Origin of the sequence: Actinacidiphila alni, assembly GCF_900112845.1 — a bacterium.
Classification (GTDB): domain Bacteria; phylum Actinomycetota; class Actinomycetes; order Streptomycetales; family Streptomycetaceae; genus Actinacidiphila; species Actinacidiphila alni.
Genome location: NZ_FONG01000007.1, coordinates 308241 through 328388, shown reverse-complemented (window position 1 = coordinate 328388; position 20148 = coordinate 308241). Strand labels below are relative to the sequence as shown.

Sequence of the window (20148 nt, the reverse complement as noted above, 5' to 3'; positions counted from 1 at the left end):
AAGCGGCGTCAGACCGCCGCCAACTCCCGTACCGGCTCCGGCTCTTCGGCGGCACCGTCCTCCGCCGGGCGCGCGGCCTTCGGCAGGAAGAAGGCCAGCAGGAAGGCGAGGACGGTCAGCCCGACCGTGCACAGCGCCGTGGTGGAGGCCGCGTCCAGGGCGGCGGCGACATGCGCGGGCGAGCCGGGCACGCTCGGGCCGAGGATGTTGAAGAAGACCGTGCCGAGCACGGCGATCCCCAGTGTCATGCCGAGCTGCTGGAGCGCCTGGAGCGTGCCCGAGGCGGAACCCATCTCGTGGGCCTCGACGCCGCCCAGGATGATGTCGAACAGCGGCACGAAGATCATGCCCATCCCCGCGCCGCCGACCAGCAGCGGGGCGACGAAGTCCCAGTGCGTGATGCCCGCGCCCGCCCACTGGAAGACCACGTAGAGCCCGAGGACACCGCCGCCCATCAGGATCAGGCCCAGGTGCAGGATGCGGCGCCCGAGGCGGTGCATCGTGATGCCGCCGAAGGCCGAGCCGAACAGGGCGCCCAGCGCCCACGGCGCGGTGGTGAGGCTGGCGTGCAGGGCGCCGTAGCCGAGGCCGAGCTGGAGGAAGACGCCGAGGGTGAGGATCATGCCGCCCATGGACGCGGTGAAGGCGATCGCGAAGCCGACGCCCGAGACGTAGGCGCGCTTGGTGAAGACGCTCGGCTCGACCAGCGTGGTGCGGCCCGCGCGCCGGCGCCGTACCTGGTGCAGGGCGAAGAGGCCGAGGACGGGCAGCGCGGCGCCGAGCATCACCAGGGTCCAGGCGGGCCAGCCCAGTTCACGGCCCTGGACGAGCGGGAAGACCAGCAGGAAGGCGCCCGCGCCGGCCAGGCCCACGCCCGCCGCGTCGAGCCGGGTGCCGCGCGCGGTCGGGGCCACGTCCGGCAGGTACTTCCAGCCCATCACCAGCGCGAGCACACCGATCGGCGCGTTGATCGCGAAGATCGTCCGCCAGCCGGTGCCGAACAGATCGGCGTGGATGAGGACTCCGGCGATCACCGGGCCGAGCACCGCCGACAGGCCCATCATGGGCCCGAAGACACCCCATGCCTTCTTCATCTCGGCGGGCCCGAACAGGTCCCGGGTCAGCCCGAAGCCCTGCGGCAGCATCACCGCCCCGCACACGCCCTGCACGATCCGCGCCACGATCAGCGTCGTCGGGCTCTGGGCGGCGGCGCACAGCACCGAGCTGAGCGTGAAGCCCGCGACCCCGGCCAGCAGCACCCGCTTGCGGCCGAAGACGTCGCCGAGCCGCCCGCCGGTGAGCAGCGCGACGGCCATCGCGAGGGTGTAACCGGCCGCGATCCACTGGAGATCGGCGTACGAGCCGCCGAGTCCCGCGCGGATCGAGGGCGCCGCGACATTGGCGACGGTGGAGTCGAGCAGATCCATCACGCTCGCCGCCAGGACGGCGGTGTAGCCGAGCCAGCGGCCGGGCAGCGGTGCGTCGTCGGCGGCGCGCGCGCCGGCGTTCTGCGAAGTGACCTTCGTGGTGTCCATGACGACAACGCTATGAGGGGATGCGGTCAGCTTCTGTCCGCATGAAAAGGCCGGTTCGGCCTCGTGGAATGTCCGGTTCCGCGCGGCTAGGGGACCGTCTTCGCGAAGGCGACCGCCGCCAGGATCCTGGCCAGTTGGGCCTGCCCGCGCTCATTGGGGTGGAACCAGTCCCAGTGGCTCAGATCGTCCGTCCCGAAGCGGTAGTCGAAGACCGCGCCGCCGTCGTAGCGGCAGCGCTCGTACTGCCGGCAGACCTGCCCGAGCGCGGTGTTGTACGCGATCACCCGGTCCCGCACGGTGTCGCGCCGCTGTTCGGCCGCCGCGCTGTGCGCATCGGCGTCGCGCAGCATCGAGGGGCACAGGCCCAGCTTCCAGACCTGCTTGCCCAGCACGTTCTTGCGGCCGACCGACCACAGCCGCTTGAGGTCGGGGATGCTCGACACCAGCACCTGGGTGTGCGGCAGGGTGCGGTGCAGATACGCCATCGTGCGGCCGAAGTCGGCGCGGAAGTCGGCGACCGGGGTCATGTCGTCGGGGGTCGCGGCGCACGCGTCGTTGGCGCCGATCAGCACCGTGACCATGGCCGGGCGGTGGGCGGCGGCGGCCTCGGCCTGGGCGGGCAGATCGGCGACCAGCGCGCCGGACCTGGCCAGATTCCAGCTCCTGGTGGCGGGCACGGCGGCGGTCAGGCGTTCCGCGACACTGTCGACCTTGTCGCGGGTGCCGGTGGACCAGGACACCTCGGGGCAGTCCGACAGCGGTGAACAGGCGTCGAAACCGCGGGTGATGGAGTCGCCGAGCGAGGCGACCGACGGCGGCCGGACGTTCCAGGGCCGGGTGGGGGAGGGCTTGGGCGCGGCCTGCGGGCTGCCGCCGCCCCCGGAAGCGGAATGCGAGGTGTGTGCGGACGGTGTGCCTCTGCCGCCGTCCGACGACGGGCCGCTGACGGTGCATCCGCCCAGCAGAACGGCACCTACGGCCAATGCCAGGCCCCGGCGCAGCAGCGGTCGCATCCGGTGCTCCCCTCCGACGAGTGGGTGACATCTCGTACCAGCACGACGGTACGTGACTCCCTCAAGGACGCCGCACGGTAGCTTTTTCCCTGACACCCGGGCCAAAAGACGGGAGGTCGGCAGTAGCCGGGCGTCGAATGCACGCTGTTGTCCCGATTGTGGTGAATAGTGCAGAATGTCTAATGTTGCCCCGGGAGCAGCCAGTTCGGGTGTGAGGCCGCTGGGGAAGGCGAACCTCGTCCCACACTGGAGGTACCGGTGACGACACGTGGAGTTCTGTACGTGCACGCCGCGCCGCGCGCGCTCTGCCCACACGTCGAATGGGCCGTCGCGGGCGTCCTTGGCGTGCGCGTGACCCTGGACTGGATCCGGCAGCCCGCCTCGCCGGGCACCTGGCGCGCCGAATTCTCCTGGCAGGGAGAGCCCGGCACCGCGTCCAAACTGGCGTCCGCGCTGCGCGGCTGGCACCAGCTGCGCTTCGAGGTCACCGCCGAGCCGTGCGCGACCGCCGAGGGGGAGCGCTACAGCGCCACCCCCGAACTGGGCATCTTCCACGCCGTCATCGGCATGCACGGCGACATCCTGATCCCCGAGGACCGGCTGCGCGCCGCGATGCTGCGGGCCCGCAAGGGCGAAGCCGACCTGGAGAGCGAGCTGTCGCGGCTGCTGGGCAAGCCGTGGGACGACGAGCTGGAGCCGTTCCGCTACGCCGGGGAAGGCGCCCCGGTGCGCTGGCTGCACCAAGTGGTGTGACCGCGCGCGGCGGTGTACGTCCGCGCCCGTGACCGGCCTGGGCATAGCCTGACGGCATGTCCGACCCTCTCACCGTCGCGGTGCTCGGCACCGGAATCATGGGCGCCCCGATGGCCCGCAATCTGTCCGCCGCCGGGCACGAGGTCCGTGCCTGGAACCGCACCCCCGCCCGCGCCCGGCCGCTGGCCGCCGACGGGGTCACCGTCACCGAGGACCCGGCCGACGCCGTACGCGGCGCCGACGCCGTGATCACCATGCTCTTCGACGGGCCCGCCGTCCTCGACGTCATGCGGACCGTGGCCCCCGCGGTCGCGCGCAGCACCGTCTGGGCGCAGAGCAGCACCGTGGGGCCCGCCGCGCTCCCTGAACTGGCCGCCCTCGCCGACGAGATCGGCGCGCACTTCCTCGACGCACCCGTCCTGGGCACCAAACCCGTCGCCGAGGCCGGGCAGTTGACAGTCCTGGCCGCGGGCCCCGAGGCCGCCCGCCCCGTCGCCGACCGGGTCTTCGACGCCGTCGGCCGCACCACGCTCTGGCTCGGCGACGACGGCGCCTCCGGGGCCGCCAGCAGCCTCAAGCTCGTCCTCAACACCTGGGTGCTCGCCGTCACCCACGGCGCCGCCGAGGTCATGGCGCTCGCCAAGGGCCTCGGCGTCGACCCCGACCAGGTCCTCGGCGCCGTCGCCGGGGGGCCGCTCGACCTGCCCTATCTGCGCGCCAAGTCCGCCGCCATCCGCGAAGGCGACTTCGCCGCCAACTTCACCGTCGACGCCGCCGCCAAGGACGCCCGCCTCATCCTCGCCGCCGCCGAGGCCCACGGCGTCCGCCTCGACCTCACCGCCGCCGGCGCCACCCGCTTCGACCGCGCCTCCGCCCAGGGCCACGGCGACGACGACATGGCCGCCTCGTACTTCGCGAGCTTCGACGAATAACGGTTCACCGTCACGGCACCGCTGCGCGCCGGGGTGCGCCGTGTAGCCCTGGAGCCGAAGGCGGCGCCGGTATCGAAAGAGACGATGAGCAGGGAGTGAGGAACGAGCGACCGTCGAAGAGGACCGTCGATACCGGATTTAAGCCGCCGGAGGTGGAAGGGCGGCAAAAAGAGGGGGATTACGGCGTCCTGACGAAAGACGCCCCCCACGTACGGTGCCCCCGCCGGTCACCCCGGCGAGGGCACACTTATGCACGTACGTGCGCCTCAGCGGCTCCAGGAGCGCAGTGCGAGGACCACGTTGTGGCCGCCGAAGCCGAAGGAGTCGTTGAGGGCCGCGATGGTGCCCTCGGGCAGCGGGCGGGCCTCGGCGCGGACGATGTCGGCGTCGGCCTCCGGGTCCTGGTCGTCCAGGTTGATCGTCGGCGGGGCGATCCGGTGGTAGAGCGCCAGGACGGTCGCGACCGTCTCGATGCCGCCCGCGCCGCCGAGGAGGTGACCGGTCATGGACTTGGTGGCCGAGATGGCCATGTGGTCGACGTCGTCGCCGAAGACCTGGCGCAGCGCCTTGATCTCCGCGACGTCACCCTGCGGCGTGGAGGTGGCGTGCGCGTTGACGTGCACGATCTCGGCCGGCTTGAGGTCGCTGTTCTGCAGCAGATTGGTCAGCGCGGCGGCGATACCGCGGCCCGACGGCTCCGGCTGCGTGATGTGGTGGGCGTCGGCCGAGATGCCCTGGCCGACCGCCTCGCAGTAGATCCGGGCGCCGCGCGCGGCGGCGTGCTCCTCGGACTCCAGGATGATCACACCCGCGCCCTCGCCCAGGACGAAGCCGTCCCGGCCGGAGTCGTACGGACGCGACGCACCCTGCGGGTCCTCGTTGTTCTTGGACATCGCCATCATGTTGCCGAAGGCGACGATGGGCAGCGGGTGGATGGCCGCCTCGGTGCCGCCCGCGACGACCACATCGGCGCGGCCGGTGCGGATCATCTCGATGGCGTAACCGATGGCCTCCGCGCCCGAGGCGCAGGCGCTGACCGGGGTGTGCACACCGGCCCGCGCGTTGACCTCGATACCGACGTTCGCCGACGGGCTGTTCGGCATCAGCATCGGCACGGTGTGCGGGGAGACCTTGCGGACGCCCTGCTCCTTGAGGATGTCGTACTGCCCGAGCAGCGTGGTCACGCCGCCGATGCCGGAGGCGACGACGGTGCCGAGCCGGTCGGGGTCGACCGCCGGGTCCTCGCCCGCCTTGGCGGTGAAGCCGGCGTCCGCCCACGCCTCACGCGCGGCGATCAGCGCGAACTGCGCGCTGCGGTCGAGCTTGCGGGCCAGCGGGCGGGGCAGGACCTCGCCCGGCTCCACGGCGATCTGCGCGGCGATCTGCACCGGCAGGTCCGTCGCCCAGTCCTGCTCCAGTCTGCTGACGCCGGACCGGCCGGCCAGCAGTGCTTCCCAGGTCGACGCGCTGTCGCCACCCAGCGGTGTGGTTGCTCCGATACCGGTGACGACCACGGTGCGATTGGTCGGACTCACAGGAATTGTCTCTCCACGTCTAGAAGGGCGGGCGACAGTCGCGTCGTCCCGGTGGAACTGTCCGGCGGGCCGGATCAGGCCTGGGCGGCCAGGATGTAGTCGACGGCGTTGCCGACGGTCTTCAGGTTCTTGACGTCGTCGTCCGGGATCTTCACACCGAACTGCTCCTCGGCCGCCACGACGACCTCGACCATGGACAGCGAGTCGACGTCCAGGTCGTCGGTGAAGGACTTGTCCAGCTTGACGTCCTCCTGCGGGATACCGGCGATCTCGTTGACGATGTCGGCGAGGCCGCTGACGATCTCTTCCTTGGTGGCTGCCATGTTGACGGCGCTCCTTGATGTGTTGCTGGGCGAGCGGCGAGCGGGACTGCGGCGCCGCGAGGGTGTGTGTGACTAAGGGAGAGTAACCACAGTTGCCGCGTAGACCAGACCCGCCCCGAAGCCGATGACCAGCGCCGTGTCGCCGCTCTTGGCCTGTCCGGTGGCGAGGAGCCGTTCCATCGCGAGGGGGATCGAGGCGGCCGAGGTGTTGCCGGTGGTCTCCACGTCACGGGCGACCGCGACGTGGTCCGGCAGCTTCAGTGCCTTGATCATCGAGTCGATGATGCGCATGTTCGCCTGGTGCGGGATGAACACGTCGAGCTGGTCCGCGGTGATCCCGGCGGCGTCCAGCGCCTCCTGGGCGACCTTGGCCATCTCGAACACCGCCCAGCGGAAGACCGACTGGCCCTCCTGCGTGATCGCCGGGAAACGTACGTCCCCGGCGGGCGTGTCGCGGTAGACCTCCCAGGAGACGGTCTGCTTGATCGTCTCGGACTTCTCGCCGTCGGAACCCCACACCGTGGGGCCCATCGCGGGCTCGTCCGAGGGGCCGACGATGACCGCGCCCGCGCCGTCGCCGAACAGGAAGGCCGTCGCGCGGTCCTCCTTGTCCGTGAGGTCGCTGAGCCGCTCCACACCGATCACCAGCACATGCCGGGCGGTGCCGTCGGTGACCATGCCCTTGGCCAGCGTCAGGCCGTACGTGAAGCCCGCGCAGCCGGCCGAGATGTCGAAGGCGGGCGGCATGCCCGCGCCGATGCGGTGCGCGATCTCGGTCGCGATGGCCGGGGTCTGCTTGAAGTGCGAGACGGTGGCGACGATGACACCGTCGATGTCCGAGGCGCTGATCCCGGCGTCCGCGATGGCCTTGCCACCGGCGGCCAGCGACATCTCCGCGACGGTCTCGTCAGGACCCGCCCAGTGCCGGGTGGCGATCCCGGAGCGGGACCTGATCCACTCGTCGGTCGAGTCGATGTGCTTGAGGATCTCCTCGTTGGGCACCACTCGGGTCGGACGGTAGCCGCCGACACCGAGGATCCGGGCGTACGGGGCGCCCTTGCTCGGCCTGATCTTGGATGTCATCTCTGCACGGCTCCTATTCGGCTGCGTCTACGGCTTCGGCGGGGGTGCCGTATTCGGCGACGAGGGCGCGGGCCGCCTCCAGGTCGTCCGGCGTCTTCAGCGCGAGGGTTCGCACCCCGGGCAGCGCCCGCTTGGCGAGGCCGACGAGCGTGCCACCGGGCGATACCTCGATCATCGCAGTGACGCCGCGTTCCTTGAAGGTCTCCATGCACAGATCCCACCGGACCGGATTGGACACCTGGGCGACGAGCCGCCGCACGATCTCCGTACCGGCCGTGACGACCTGGCCGTCAGCGTTGGACACATAGGGCAGCACCGGGTCCGCGACGGTCAGCGAAGGCGCCAGCGCCTCCAGCGTCGCGACGGCCGGAGCCATGTGCTCGGTGTGGAAGGCCCCCGCCACCTTCAGCGCGATGACACGGGCCTTCTCCGGCTTGTTCTCGGTGAGCGCGGCGAGCTGCGCCGCCGTGCCCGCCGCCACGATCTGGCCGGCGCCGTTGATGTTCGCCGGGGTCAGACCCAGCCCCGCCAGGTGCGCGACGACCGTGTCCGGGTCGCCGCCGAGCACCGCGGACATGCCGGTCTCGGTGACGGCCGCGGCGTCCGCCATGGCCCGGCCGCGGGCCGCGACGAAGGTCATCGCGTCGTCGGCGGACAGCACGCCCGCCAGGACGGCCGCGGTGATCTCACCGACGCTGTGGCCGGCGACCGCGCCGGGTACCAGCGGAGCCGGTCCGCCGGTCAGTTCGGCCGCGGACAGCAGACCCGCGGCCACCAGCAGCGGCTGCGCCACCTTGGTGTCGCGGATCTCGTCCGCGTCGGCCTTCGTGCCGTAGTGGGCGAGGTCGAGCTTCGCCGCGGCGGACCAGCCGGACAGGCGGTCGGCGGCACCGGGAAGTTCGAGCCAGGGAGCCAGGAAGCCGGGCGTCTGCGCGCCCTGGCCGGGAGCGACGAGTACGAGCACCTTCACACTCTCTCTCGCGGGCGGGGATGACCGCCCGTGGGGACAGGGACCAAGAACTGTCAGGCGATTTGTATGTGTCCAACAAAAGCTCAGTGCGGCCGGTCGGTATCGGAGAGTCGGCCCAGGATGAGCGCGATGCGCAGGGTGAACGCGGAGCGGACGTCGGAGGGTGACCAGCCGGTGACATCGGTCACACGTCGGAGCCGGTAGCGAACGGTATTGGGGTGCACGAACAGCATGCGCGCCGCGCCTTCGAGGGACGACGCCTGTTCCAGATAGACACTCAGCGTCTCCAGCAGCGCCGAGCCCGCTTCCTCCAGCGGCCTGTAGATCTCCTCCACCAACTGCTCACGCGCGTAACGGTCGCCCGCCATCGCCCGCTCCGGCAGCAGATCGTCCGACAGTACGGGGCGCGGCGCGTCCGGCCAGGCCGCGCACGCCTTCAGCCCGGCCGCCGCGGCCTGCGCGGAACGCGTCGCCGACAGCAGGTCGCCGACGACCGGACCCGCCACCACGGGGCCCGCCGCGAACGGCCCGATCAGCGCCTTGGCGACCCGGATCGGGTCGTCGTCACCGCCGGCGATCACCACCAGGCGCTCGCCGAGGACACCGGTCAGCACCTGGAGCTTGGCGTGCCGGGACGCCCGGCGGATCGCCTCCACCGTCAGCTCGCTGTCGCCGTTGGGCGCGGTGCCCAGCACCACCACGATCTTGTCCGGCGAATTCCAGCCGAGCGCGGCGGCCCTGGACAGCACGCCCTCGTCCGCCTCGCCGGACAGCACCGCGTTGACCACCAGCGACTCCAGCCGCGCGTCCCACGCGCCGCGGGCCTCCGCGGCCTGCGCGTACACCTGCGCGGTGGCGAACGCGATCTCACGGGCGTACACCAGCAGCGCCTCGCGCAGCACGCTCTCGTCGCCGGGCGCGGCGACCTCGTCGATCGCCGCTTCCATCACCTCGATGGTGGTGCGCACCATCTCCACGGTCTGGCGCAGCGAGATCGCCCGGGTCAGCTCGCGCGGCGCCGTACCGAACACGTCGGTGCTGATCGCCTGCGGCGCCTCCGGGTGCCGGAACCACTCGGTGAACGCGGCGATACCGGCCTGGGCGACCAGGCCGATCCAGCTCCGGTTCTCCGGCGGCATCGCCCGGTACCACGGCAGCTGGGCGTCCATCCGGGCGATGGCGTTCGCCGCGAGACGTCCGGCGGACTTCTCCAGCCGCCGCAGCGTGGCGGCGTGGCCGCCGCGGCCGGTTTCTGCGGGGGCTTGCGGGGTTTGCGAAGGATCGGGCACGGCCCTAAGCCTGCCTTATCCCCTGCGGGGCGCGCTGGAGGGGCTCCCCTGCGGGGAGCGGCGCCCCAGGTTTTCCTCCCGCGGAGTGCGGCACTCCTGCGGAGGGCGGTGCGTGATTCTCCTTGCGGAGTGCGGGAGTCATGTTTTTAGGGGCGCGGGGAACTGCGCGAGCAACCCACCACCGGGCCGGTGGTCGCGAAAACAACAGCGTCTGCCCCGCTGGGGGCGGTCTTTCACCCGCAGCCCCGCGCGGCCTGAGCGCGCAGTTCCCCGCGCCCCTGAAGGGGCGCCGTATCGCCTACGGTGAGGAGATGATCGAGGTGAGGCGGGGCGATGACCGGTATCGGGGCGAGCCGGAGGAAGGCGTCACGACGCGGCACGCGTTCTCGTTCGGGGGCCACTACGACCCCGAGAACACGAGGTTCGCCCTGCTGCTCGCGTGCAACGAGGAGCGGCTCGAACCGGGTGCCGGCTTCGGCGAACACCCCCACCACGACACGGAAATCCTCACCTGGGTGGTGGAGGGCGAGCTGGAACACCGCGACGCCACCGGCACGGTGTCACGGCTGGGCCCCGGCGGCTTCCAGCGCCTGAGCGCGGGCAGCGGCGTCCGCCACGTCGAGCGGAACGCGGGCGCCGGCCCGCTGAGGTTCCTTCAGATGTGGCTGCACCCGGACACGTTCGGCGGCCCCCCGGAGTACGTCAGCGCTCCCGAAACACCCAGTGCGGGCCTGCGCGTGCTGACGTCGGGCGAGCGGGGTCTGCGGCAGCGCGCCGCCGCCCTCCACGTCGGCCGCACGACGCGGGCGGAGAGCGTACCGCTGCCGGCGGCGCCGTACCGGTACGTGCACGTGGTGCGCGGCAGGGTGCGGCTGGAGGGCGAGGAGCTGACCGCGGGGGACGCCGCCCGGATCACCGGCGGTGAGGAGCTGGCCGCCCGGAGCGGGGGCGCGGCCGAGTTCCTGGTGTGGGAGATGCGCGCCGAGCCGTCGTACGGCTGAGCGGCACGGAAAAGGGCTCAGCCCAACTCGGTGAGGACGGCGTCGGTGAAGCGCGGCCACAGCGGCACCGCCCACTCCCCGAAGTCGCGGTCGGTGAGCGCCACGCAGGCGGCGCGGGCGGCCGGGTCGACCCACAGGAAGGTGCCGGACTGGCCGAAGTGGCCGTAGGTGGCGGGGGAGGACAGGCTCCCGGTCCAGTGCGGGGACTTGGCGGCGCGGATCTCGTAGCCGAGCCCCCAGTCGTTGGGATTCTGGTGGCCGTAGCCCGGCAGGACGCCCTTGAGGCCGGGGAAGACCACGGAGGTCGCGGTGGCCAGGGTGGACGGGTGCAGCAGCCGCGGCGCCTGGAGTTCGGCGGCGAAGCGTACGAGGTCGTCGACGGTGGAGACACCGTCGGCGGCGGGGGAGCCGGCGCCGACCAGCGCGGTGCCGGTCATGCCGAGCGGTTCCAGGACGGCCTGCCGCAGGTATTCGGCGAAGGGGATGCCCGCGGCCTTGGCGAGGTGCTCGCCGAGCACCTCGAAGCCCGCGTTGGAGTACAGCCGCCGGGTGCCGGGCGCCGCCATCACCCGGTGCTCGTCGAAGGCGAGCCCGGACGCGTGCGCGAGCAGGTGGCGCACGGTGGAGCCGTCGGGCCCCGCCGGGTCGTCCAGCTCGAAGACGCCCTCCTCGTAGGCGACCAGCGCCGCGTACGCGGTCAGCGGCTTGGTGACCGACGCGAGCCGGAAGGCCCGCCCCGTCGGCCCGTGCGTACCGGCCACCGTGCCGTCCTGCCGCACCACGGCCGCCGCCGCGGTCGGCACCGGCCACTGCTCGATCAGGCGCAAGCTCTCCATGCCGCGAGCTTAAGCGGTGGCCCGGGGCGTACGGAGGCGAGGTCCGCTTGCCTGGAGTGCACTCCAAGGTCTTAGCGTGGAGGGCATGACGGTCGTGCAGGTGGCGAAGAGCAAACCGAGTAATACGACGAGCTGCGAGGACGACAGCGGGCACCCGCGGCCCACGGGGCAGGACCAGTACACGATCAGCGAGGTCGCCGCGTGGACCGGGCTCAGCGCCCACACGCTGCGCTGGTACGAGCGGATCGGGCTGATGCCGCACGTGGACCGCTCGCACACCGGCCAGCGCCGCTTCAGCAACCGCGACCTGGACTGGCTGGCGTTCGTCGGCAAGCTGCGGCTGACCGGGATGCCGGTCGCGGACATGGTCCGCTACGCCGAGCTGGTGCGCAGCGGCGACCACACGTACCCCGACCGGCAGGCACTGCTGGAGGCCACCCGGCTGGACGTGCTCCAGCGGATCGCCGAGTTGCAGGACACACTGACGGTCCTGGACTTCAAGATCAGCACATACGCGGGCGCGTGCCCGCCGCGGCAGGAGAGGACCGGCGCCTGATGACGGACGGCACCACACGGATCGGCACGACCACGCTCGGCACCGGCGGCCCCGAGGTGGGCGTGCAGGGCCTGGGCTGCATGGGCATGAGCGAGTTCTACGGCGACACCGACGAGGCCGCCGCCCGCGAGACGCTGGAGACCGCGCTCGGCGTCGGCGTCACGCTCTTCGACACCGCCGACATGTACGGGATCGGCGACAACGAGGAATTCCTCGCGCCCTTCGTCAAGGCGCACCGCGACGAGATCCTGCTGGCGACGAAGTTCGCCAACGAGCGCAAGCGCGACGACCCCTCGTACCGGGCGATCCGCAACGACCCGCCGTACATCCGGCAGGCCGTCGAGGGGAGCCTGCGGCGGCTGGGCACCGACGTCATCGACCTGTACTACATGCACCGGCGCGACCCGGCGGTCCCGCTGAGCGAGTCGGTCGGCGCGATGGGCGAGCTGGTGACCGAGGGCAAGGTCCGGTTCCTGGGGCTGTCCGAGGTGACCGGGGCGGAGCTGCGCGAGGCGCACGCGGTGCACCCGATCAGCGCCATCCAGTCGGAGTGGTCGCTGTTCAGCCGGGACGTGGAGCAGTCCGCGGTCGGCGCGGCGGCCGAGCTGGGCGTCACCTTCGTGCCGTACTCGCCGCTCGGCCGCGGCTTCCTGACCGGTGCCTTCACCGACGCGGCGGCGGAGCTGTCCAGCGGTGACTTCCGGCAGTTCCAGCCGCGCTTCACCGGCGACAACGCCCGGCGCAACGCGGCGCTGCTGGAGCCGGTGCGCGAGATCGCCGCCGCGCACGACGCGACGCCCGGTCAGATCGCGCTGGCCTGGGTGCAGCAGCGGGCCGCCGTGCACGGGCTGTCGGTGGTGCCGATCCCGGGCACCCGCAAGTCCGCCCGGGTGCTGGAGAACACCGCGGCCACCCGGATCACCCTGACCCCGGCCGAGCTGGAACGGCTGGAACCGATCGCCGCGGCGGTCGCCGGGGACCGCTACCCGGACATGAGCAGTACGTCGGCGGCCCGCGAACAACGCCCCTGAACCCGGCTTCGGCTACGGCTACAGCTACGGCTACGGGCGTACGCGGGCCGACCTGATCGCGGCGAGCACCGCCGCCGCGAAGGGCAGCGACTCGTGCACGGGCCCGTAGCCGAGGCCGAAGACGACGGCGGCCGGATCCTGGTCGGCCTCGCCCGGCTGCTCGTCGGCGTCACGGCGCAGCAGCCGCAGATGGCCGTGGAGCAGTTCGGGCGAGCGCCAGTCGAGACCGCTCAGCTCCTCCACCGGAAAGCTCTGGTCGCCGGCCTTCCACTTCGCCGAGGACGCGCCGGTCCAGAACCAGCGGAAGGTGACGGTGCGGCCGTCGAAGAGCGCCTTGGCGTCGTACGCCTTGAAGGCGCGCGGCGCCGCAGGTGGGGCCACGAGGAAACGTTCCGCCGGTCCGTCGCCGGCCGCGTCGCGCGCCTGCGGGCCGATCAGCGGGCGCAGCTCGTCCCGGTAGTACTCGGCCAGGGTGCGCGACTGCTCGGGCAGCACCAGCCGGTACGGGTCCGCGTTCTCCTTCAGCTGGCCGCCGGCCGCCTCGACCACCGGATCGGCCCCGGGCCTGGGCAGCAGCCGCAGCACCGCGGTGCCGCGCCGGCCGTCCAGCAGCTCCGCGCCGTCCAGCGCGTCGTGCGGAATCCGGCGTTCCCCGAGGGCCTGCAGAAACCTCACGCCCCGTACGCCTCTGCTGTACCGGATCACCACCGCTTCTGGTTCGAACTCCCATTCAGCGTTGTTTCCGGCCAGCACATCACCCATACGGGTCATCGTAAGCGGACGGCCGCTCGGCGGTACCCCGTCAAGCAGCTACGCGCGTCCATCGGCCGCGTCGAACGCCTTCACCAGGCGGCGCGGGGCGGCCCTGCGCCACGCCTCGGCCAGCAGCTCCGACAGCTCGTCCGGGTCGACGCCGGCCAGCGCGACACTGATCCAGCCGAACCGCCCGGTGTACGGCGCGGGCGCGAAGACCTCGGGCGCGGCGGCCGTCAGCTCGGCCTGGTCCTCCTTGGACGCCTTCAGCGAGACGCGGTCGCCGTCGGGTATGCCCATGGCGAAGATCTTCTCGCCGACCCGGAAGGTGTGCTCGGTGCCCCAGGTGATCCGCCGGTGCGCCTGGGGCAGGGCCAGCGCCCGCGCGGCGAAGTCCTCGAAGGTGACCATGGCGCCAGCCTAGGGGCGGGGTCCGACAGCCGGCTTGTACGGAGCGGCGCCCGTAAAGCGTTGGGTGCTCGGGTCAGGCCAGGCCGGCCGTGCAGGCGCCGTCGGCGTCGCGGCAGGCCACCGCCGTGTAGTTGCCGAGCGCGATCTGGGTGAAGTTGGCCAGGCTGGTGGTGTCCGGCGCGAAGTAGCCGGGGTGCCCGTCGGCGCCCGCGGCGCTGATCACCCGGGCGCCGAAGGAGTCGTTGACCGGGTCGGCGCCGTGCCCGAGCCCGGCGATCTCCAGGTGCGGCACATCGCTGATCCAGTCCGAGCTGTCGCGCGCCGCCCACACATGGGCGGAGGTGTGCAGCTGCGCGGCGTTGTCCACCCGCATCCCCGGGCTGCCGAAGACGGTGATGTCGGCGACCTCGCCGCGCGGCAGGTCCGGCGCGGCGATCCCGCACAGCACCGAGCCGTAGGAGTGGCAGAACAGCGACACCTCGGCGTGCCGCGGCAGCGCGTCCAGCAGCGCGTTCAGCCGGGTCGCGCCGTGCTCGGCCATGGAGCCGGTGGAGGCGTCCAGACCCAGGCCCGAGGGCGTCGTGTAGTCGGCCCAGGCGATCACCGCGGTGCGCGTGCGCGGGGCGGCGGCCCGCTCGCCCTCGTACAGCGCGGCCGCCATGCCGACCGGGGCCGCGTACGCCTTCTTGATCCGTTCGAAGGTGAGCAGATTGGTGTCCACGCCGGGAACCACGACCGAGACGCGGGTGGCGGTGTCCAGGTCGCCGAAGACCTCGGCGACCCTGCCCGCGCCCGACGGGTCGAAGGCGAGGATCTGGCGGTGGCCGCCGAGCAGCGAGGTGTAGCGGGCCGCGCGCCGGCCGGCGTCGATCCGGCCGGCGACGGTGAGCTGGTCGCTGTGCGCGCGGCCGGCGTCCACGGCGCGGGCCTGGAGCAGGGCGGTGCGGTTCGCCCGGTAGCGCAGGGCCGGCGGGGCGCCGTTGAGATTGCCGACGATCAGCGGGTAGCGGTCGGCGAGCCGCAGCCGCTGGGCCGTGCTGAGCGAGGTGAAGAAACGCGCGATGGCGCGGGCCCCGCTGTCGGGGTCCGGCAGCTTGCGGTGGCCGACGGTGCCGCGCATCCAGGAAGCGAGCGCGGCGGCCCGCGGATCGCCGGGGCCCGGGCGCATGGCGGTCCAGCCGGTGGTGGCCAGCATGACGAAGACCACGGCCAGGGCCAGCAGCGTACGGATCGACATGGGGGTCAGTCGCGCGTCGAGAAGGGTCACTCGCGGATGCCTCGCGGGTTCGTCCCGGTTTCAACCGGGCGGCGGGGATGGGAGGGGACAGCGGTCGGACAGCGACGTGTCGGACGCGGCTCCGGCGTCCAGCGTAGAAGACCCGGACGTCCGGCCGGGTCAAGGGTGAGTCAGATCACGTTTGGCAACGGAATGTTCTGACGGGAGGTTACGCGGCTGCCGCCACCTGGCGTAGCGGCCCGGATACGGGGCAACCGGACCGGCAGGACCCGAGGAGGGAATCATGGCTCGACGGAGTTCAGTGCTCGCCCGCCGCGGCGGGGGCCGCGTCGACTACGGACCGCGGCGCACCGACATCGGCACTCTCAACGTCGTCGGCGTCGTCTGCGCGCTCGCCGGCTTCTTCGTCCTGGGCATCCTGCTCGGCCCGGTCGCGATGGTCTGCGGCTGGCTCGGCATGGGCCGCCGCTGGTCGGGCCGCAAGCCCGTCCTCGCGGTGGTCGCCCTGATCCTGGGCGCGATCGACACCCTGATCGCGCTGCTGTACCTGGCCCAATAACGACGCTGCCGGCACGCGAAAGGGCGCCCTTTCCCCTTGGGGATCGGGCGCCCTTTCTCCCAGGCGGAGCCGGCTAGGCGTCGCCGCCCGCGGCGCCGGGGTCGGCGGCGGCGACGTCGAGGAGCTGGTAGCGGTCGACGGCCTGCTTCAGGACGGAACGGTCGACCTTGCCGTCACGGGCCAGCTCGGTGAGGACCGCGAGCACGATCGACTCGGCGTCGATGTGGAAGAAGCGGCGCGCCGCGCCACGGGTGTCGGCGAAGCCGAACCCGTCCGCGCCGAGCGAGGAGTACGTCCCCGGCACCCACCGCGCGATCTGGTCCGGCACCGACCGCATCCAGTCGGAGACGGCCACGAACGGCCCCTGCGCACCGGACAGCTTGCGCGTCACGTACGGCACGCGCTGCTCCTCCTCCGGGTGCAGCAGATTGTGCCGGTCGACCTCGACGGCCTCGCGCCGCAGCTCGTTCCAGGACGTGGCGGACCAGACGTCGGCCCGTACATTCCAGTCCTGGGCGAGCAGCCGCTGCGCCTCGACGGCCCACGGCACCGCGACGCCCGACGCCATGATCTGCGCGGGAATCGTGCCGGCCTCGCCCGCCTTGAAGCGGTGGATGCCCTTGACGATGCCCTCGACGTCCACGTCGGCGGGCTCCGCCGGGTGCTGGATCGGCTCGTTGTAGACGGTGAGGTAGTAGAAGACGTCCTCGCCCGGCTTGCCGTCCGCGGTCTCGCCGTACATCCGGCGCAGACCGTCCTTGACGATGTGCGCGATCTCGAAGCCGAAGGCGGGGTCGTACGCCACGCAGCCCGGGTTCGTGGACGCCAGCAGCTGCGAGTGGCCGTCGGCGTGCTGCAGGCCCTCACCGGTCAGCGTGGTGCGGCCGGCGGTGGCGCCGAGCACGAAGCCGCGCGCGAGCTGGTCGGCCATCTGCCAGAACTGGTCGCCGGTGCGCTGGAAGCCGAACATCGAGTAGAAGACGTAGACCGGGATCAGCGGTTCGCCGTGCGTGGCGTACGCCGAGCCCGCCGCGATCAGCGACGCCGTACAGCCCGCCTCGGAGATGCCGTCGTGCAGCATCTGGCCGGTCGGCGACTCCTTGTACGCCAGCAGCAGTTCGCGGTCGACCGACTCGTACTGCTGGCCCAGCGGGTTGTAGATCTTCGCGCTCGGGAAGAACGAGTCCATACCGAAGGTGCGGTACTCGTCGGGCGCGATCAGCACGAAGCGCTTGCCGATCTCCTTGTCCCGCATGAGGTCCTTCAGCAGCCGGACGAACGCCATCGTGGTGGCGATCGACTGCTGTCCCGACCCCTTCCTGACGCTCGCGTACGCCTTGTCGTCCGGCAGCGGCAGCGGCTTGGCCCGCACGATCCGGGTCGGCACGTAGCCGCCGCACGCCTTGCGGTGGTCGTGCATGTACTGGATCTCTTCGGAGTCCCGGCCGGGGTGGTAGTACGGCGGGTAGCCCTCGTCGAGCTGCTTGTCGGTGATCGGCAGGTGCAGCCGGTCGCGGAAGCGCTTGAGGTCGTCGACCGTCAGCTTCTTCATCTGGTGGGTCGCGTTGCGGCCCTCGAAGTTCGGCCCGAGCGTCCAGCCCTTGATGGTCTGGGCGAGGATCACCGTCGGCTGGCCCTTGTGCTCCTTGGCCGCGGTGTACGCCGCGAACACCTTGCGGTGGTCGTGGCCGCCGCGCCCCAGGTGCAGGATCTGCTCGTCGGTCATGCCCTCGACCATCTTGCGCAGCCGCTGGTCGTCGCCGAAGAAGTGCTCGCGGATGTACGCGCCGGTCTCGGTGGCGTACGTCTGGAACTGGCCGTCGGGCGTGGTGTTCATCTTGTTGACCAGCAGGCCGTCGCGGTCCTGGGCCAGCAGCGGGTCCCAGGAGCGGTCCCAGACCAGCTTGATCACGTTCCAGCCGGCGCCGCGGAACTGCGACTCCAACTCCTGGATGATCTTGCCGTTGCCGCGGACCGGGCCGTCCAGCCGCTGCAGGTTGCAGTTGACCACGAAGGTCAGATTGTCCAGGCCCTCACGGGCGGCGATGGACAGCTGGCCCAGCGACTCCGGCTCGTCCATCTCGCCGTCGCCGAGGAAGGCCCACACGTGCGAGTCCGAGGTGTCGGCGATGCCGCGCGCCTGCATGTAGCGGTTCATCCGGGCCTGGTAGATCGCGCCCAGCGGGCCCAGGCCCATGGACACGGTCGGGAATTCCCAGAAGTCCGGCATCAGCCGCGGGTGCGGGTAGCTGGACAGCCCGTCGGGCGCCTTCGACTTCTCCTGGCGGAAGGCGTCGAGCTGCGCCTCGCTCAGCCGGTCGAGCAGGAAGGCGCGGGCGTAGATGCCGGGGGAGGCGTGGCCCTGGAAGAAGATCTGGTCGCCGCCGCGGCCGTCGTCCTTGCCGCGGAAGAAGTGGTTGAAGCCCACGTCGTACAGCGAGGCGGAGGAGGCGAAGGTCGCGATGTGGCCGCCGACGCCGATCCCGGGCCGCTGGGCGCGGGAGACCATGACCGCCGCGTTCCACCGGGTGGCGTTGAGGATCTTGCGCTCGATCTCCTCATTGCCGGGGAAGAACGGTTCGTCCTTGGTCGCGATGGTGTTCACGTAGTCGGTGCTGCGCATCTCGGGCACCGCGACGCGCTTCTCCCGCGCGCGCTCGATGAGGCGGAGCATCAGGTAGCGGGCCCGCTCACGGCCGCGCTCGTCGATGGCCGCATCGAGCGAGTCGAGCCATTCCGCCGTCTCCTCGGGATCGAAATCCGGGACCTGGCTGGGAAGGCCGCCAATGATGATCGGGTTGCGATCGGATCCGGAAGCCACGCTGTTCCTTCGCTGCTAGGTGGAGCTCTGCCTTGGTCGCGCTCGGTCGCTGCCTCGGTTGCCGCCTTTGGTCGCGCCGCCTCCATCGTGTACCGCGGCGTTCGAAACGTCATCTCTACCGAGCGGTAATACCGGCGCCATGGAGGCCAAACCTGAACTCTACGCCCAGCCGCCCGTACGCCCGACGCGCGGCTCCATTCATGCACAACACCGGCAAACCGCCGTGATGTGCGTCACCATTGAGAGTGCGGGTTGCGGTGACACGGTCGAATCGTCACCGTTTCGACGGTCTCGTACGCCGGGTACTTGCGCGATCCGCCGCGCCCGTGTGGACTACCGCCCATAACCCGCACAGGCGCGGGTAGATTTTCCCCATGACAGGAGGCAAAGCGTGAGCGCGACCGCGGACCACGCGGAGGAGCGGACCAACCCGGCGAGCCGGCTTGGTTTCGAGCCCGGACAGGTGGTCCAGGAGCTCGGGTACGACGAGGATTGCGACCAGGAGCTTCGCGAAGGTATCGAGGAGCTCACGGGCGAGGAGCTCGCCGATGAGGAGTACGACGACGTGCCCGACGCCGTCCTGCTGTGGTTCCGCGAGGAAGACGGCGACCTCACGGACGCACTCGTCGACGCCACGTCGACGGTCGACCCCGGCGCCCCGATCTGGCTCATGACCCCGAAGACCGGGCGTGACGGCCACGTCGAGCCCAGCGAGATCGGTGAGGCCGCGCAGACGGCCGGCCTCGCGCAGACCAGCAGCGTCAACGCCGCCAAGGACTGGACCGGCAGCCGCCTGGTCACCCCGAAGGCAGCCCGCGCCGCGAAGCGATAGCTTTCCCGCCCGCCCCTTGCCGCGCCGGACCTTCCGTCCGGTGCGGCAAGGGGCGCGCTTGTGAGAGAACTGGGGGCATGACCACTCCCGCCGTCGGCGATGTCGCGCCCGACTTCAGTCTCAGCAATCAGCACGGCCAGCAGGTCCGCCTGTCGGACTTCCGCGGCCGCAAGCACGTCGTGCTGCTCTTCTACCCGTTCGCCTTCACCGGTGTGTGCACCGGCGAGCTGTGCGCGCTCCGCGACGAGCTGCCGACCTTCCAGAACGCCGATGTGCAGCTGCTCGCGGTCTCCTGCGACTCCATGCACTCGCTGCGGGTCTTCGCCGACCAGGAGGGCCTGGACTACCCGTTGCTGTCGGATTTCTGGCCGCACGGAACGGCTTCCCGTGCCTACGGCGTCTTCGCCGAGGACAAGGGCTGCGCGCTGCGCGGCACTTTCGTCATCGACAAGGAGGGCACGGTGCGCTGGACTGTCGTCAACGGTCTGCCGGACGCCCGGGATCTTCACGACTACGCAAAGGCGCTCGAATCGCTGTAGTCAGGGGGAACCGGTCACTAAGCTCGGCACGTTGATCCGGCACAACATCACGTACGGCATCACGCACGGCATCAGGTACGACAGCACGTCACGACAGCACGGCACCACATCCAGCACCGCAGCATGGACTGTGCACGCA

Annotated in this window: 20 protein-coding genes; 8 read left to right on the top strand and 12 right to left on the bottom strand. The window is 71.4% G+C overall.

The genetic code is table 11. From position 1 onward, the window contains the following. Positions 1 to 8: 8 nt before the first annotated feature. Together BM076_RS14625 and BM076_RS14620 are read right to left on the bottom strand one after the other, a co-directional pair. Positions 9 to 1535 carry an MFS transporter gene (locus BM076_RS14625; RefSeq protein ID WP_093713923.1) on the bottom strand — a complete coding sequence of 509 codons (1527 nt, stop codon included), beginning with the start codon at positions 1533 to 1535 and terminating at the stop codon, positions 9 to 11. 86 nt (positions 1536 to 1621) lie between these two features. After that, positions 1622 to 2548, bottom strand: coding sequence for an SGNH/GDSL hydrolase family protein (locus BM076_RS14620; protein ID WP_093713922.1), 927 nt, complete (start codon positions 2546 to 2548; stop codon positions 1622 to 1624). A gap of 258 nt (positions 2549 to 2806) precedes the next feature. Here BM076_RS14620 and BM076_RS14615 point away from each other — a divergent pair, with 258 nt between their 5' ends. After that, positions 2807 to 3301, top strand: a complete 495-nt coding sequence (locus BM076_RS14615) for a DUF3145 domain-containing protein (RefSeq protein WP_093713921.1) — start codon at positions 2807 to 2809, stop codon at positions 3299 to 3301. Between the two features lie 56 nt (positions 3302 to 3357). Next, positions 3358 to 4233, top strand: a complete 876-nt coding sequence (locus BM076_RS14610) for an NAD(P)-dependent oxidoreductase (RefSeq protein ID WP_093713920.1) — start codon at positions 3358 to 3360, stop codon at positions 4231 to 4233. A 266-nt stretch (positions 4234 to 4499) separates the two neighbouring features. Here the strand turns inward: BM076_RS14610 and fabF are convergent, their stop codons facing one another. The 5 genes from fabF to BM076_RS14585 form a co-directional block, all read right to left on the bottom strand. Beyond that, entirely contained in the window at positions 4500 to 5768 is a 1269-nt protein-coding gene (fabF, locus tag BM076_RS14605) for a beta-ketoacyl-ACP synthase II (protein ID WP_093713919.1), read from the bottom strand. A 74-nt stretch (positions 5769 to 5842) separates the two neighbouring features. Then, positions 5843 to 6091, bottom strand: coding sequence for an acyl carrier protein (locus tag BM076_RS14600; protein ID WP_093713918.1), 249 nt, complete (start codon positions 6089 to 6091; stop codon positions 5843 to 5845). 72 nt (positions 6092 to 6163) lie between these two features. Beyond that, positions 6164 to 7174 carry a ketoacyl-ACP synthase III gene (locus BM076_RS14595; RefSeq protein ID WP_093713917.1) on the bottom strand — a complete coding sequence of 337 codons (1011 nt, stop codon included), beginning with the start codon at positions 7172 to 7174 and terminating at the stop codon, positions 6164 to 6166. 13 nt (positions 7175 to 7187) lie between these two features. Then, on the bottom strand, positions 7188 to 8138 hold the full coding sequence (locus BM076_RS14590) for an ACP S-malonyltransferase (RefSeq protein WP_093714006.1): 951 nt from the start codon (positions 8136 to 8138) through the stop codon (positions 7188 to 7190). Between the two features lie 89 nt (positions 8139 to 8227). Continuing rightward, entirely contained in the window at positions 8228 to 9433 is a 1206-nt protein-coding gene (locus BM076_RS14585) for a PucR family transcriptional regulator (RefSeq protein WP_093713916.1), read from the bottom strand. 311 nt (positions 9434 to 9744) lie between these two features. Between BM076_RS14585 and BM076_RS14580 the strand changes: the two genes are divergently transcribed. After that, positions 9745 to 10434, top strand: coding sequence for a pirin family protein (locus tag BM076_RS14580; protein ID WP_093713915.1), 690 nt, complete (start codon positions 9745 to 9747; stop codon positions 10432 to 10434). Positions 10435 to 10451: 17 nt separating this feature from the next. On the opposite strand, the gene BM076_RS14575 is transcribed toward BM076_RS14580, so the two are convergent. Next, positions 10452 to 11270: a serine hydrolase domain-containing protein gene (locus tag BM076_RS14575; protein WP_093713914.1), complete on the bottom strand. Its 819-nt coding sequence runs from the start codon at positions 11268 to 11270 to the stop codon at positions 10452 to 10454. Between the two features lie 85 nt (positions 11271 to 11355). Here BM076_RS14575 and BM076_RS14570 point away from each other — a divergent pair, with 85 nt between their 5' ends. Continuing rightward, a complete protein-coding gene (locus tag BM076_RS14570) occupies positions 11356 to 11826 on the top strand; it encodes a MerR family transcriptional regulator (protein ID WP_093714005.1) in 471 nt (156 codons plus the stop codon). Continuing rightward, complete coding sequence (locus BM076_RS14565; RefSeq protein WP_093713913.1) at positions 11826 to 12857, top strand: aldo/keto reductase; 1032 nt, start codon at positions 11826 to 11828, stop codon at positions 12855 to 12857. Before BM076_RS14570 ends, BM076_RS14565 begins: the two co-directional genes overlap by 1 nt. Before the next feature lie 30 nt (positions 12858 to 12887). On the opposite strand, the gene BM076_RS14560 is transcribed toward BM076_RS14565, so the two are convergent. The 3 genes from BM076_RS14560 to BM076_RS14550 form a co-directional block, all read right to left on the bottom strand. Further along, positions 12888 to 13619 (bottom strand): DUF4429 domain-containing protein, encoded by a 732-nt coding sequence (locus tag BM076_RS14560; RefSeq protein WP_093713912.1) that lies wholly within the window; start codon positions 13617 to 13619, stop codon positions 12888 to 12890. 48 nt (positions 13620 to 13667) lie between these two features. Then, the gene (locus tag BM076_RS14555) at positions 13668 to 14021 is read right to left on the bottom strand and encodes an MmcQ/YjbR family DNA-binding protein (RefSeq protein WP_093713911.1); all 354 of its coding nucleotides are present in this window, start codon (positions 14019 to 14021) and stop codon (positions 13668 to 13670) included. Between the two features lie 73 nt (positions 14022 to 14094). Further along, positions 14095 to 15258, bottom strand: a complete 1164-nt coding sequence (locus BM076_RS14550; RefSeq protein WP_093713910.1) for an alpha/beta hydrolase — start codon at positions 15256 to 15258, stop codon at positions 14095 to 14097. A gap of 283 nt (positions 15259 to 15541) precedes the next feature. On the opposite strand from BM076_RS14550, the gene BM076_RS14545 reads away from it, so the two are divergent. Continuing rightward, positions 15542 to 15817 (top strand): small hydrophobic protein, encoded by a 276-nt coding sequence (locus tag BM076_RS14545; protein WP_245796051.1) that lies wholly within the window; start codon positions 15542 to 15544, stop codon positions 15815 to 15817. 73 nt (positions 15818 to 15890) lie between these two features. Here BM076_RS14545 and aceE read toward each other — a convergent pair whose 3' ends face one another. Further along, positions 15891 to 18638 (bottom strand): pyruvate dehydrogenase (acetyl-transferring), homodimeric type, encoded by a 2748-nt coding sequence (aceE, locus tag BM076_RS14540; RefSeq protein WP_093713909.1) that lies wholly within the window; start codon positions 18636 to 18638, stop codon positions 15891 to 15893. A 391-nt stretch (positions 18639 to 19029) separates the two neighbouring features. Between aceE and BM076_RS14535 the strand changes: the two genes are divergently transcribed. Then, on the top strand, positions 19030 to 19470 hold the full coding sequence (locus BM076_RS14535; protein WP_093713908.1) for a DUF3052 domain-containing protein: 441 nt from the start codon (positions 19030 to 19032) through the stop codon (positions 19468 to 19470). A gap of 77 nt (positions 19471 to 19547) precedes the next feature. Further along, positions 19548 to 20009: a peroxiredoxin gene (locus BM076_RS14530; RefSeq protein WP_093713907.1), complete on the top strand. Its 462-nt coding sequence runs from the start codon at positions 19548 to 19550 to the stop codon at positions 20007 to 20009. The last annotated feature ends 139 nt before the right edge of the window (positions 20010 to 20148 follow it).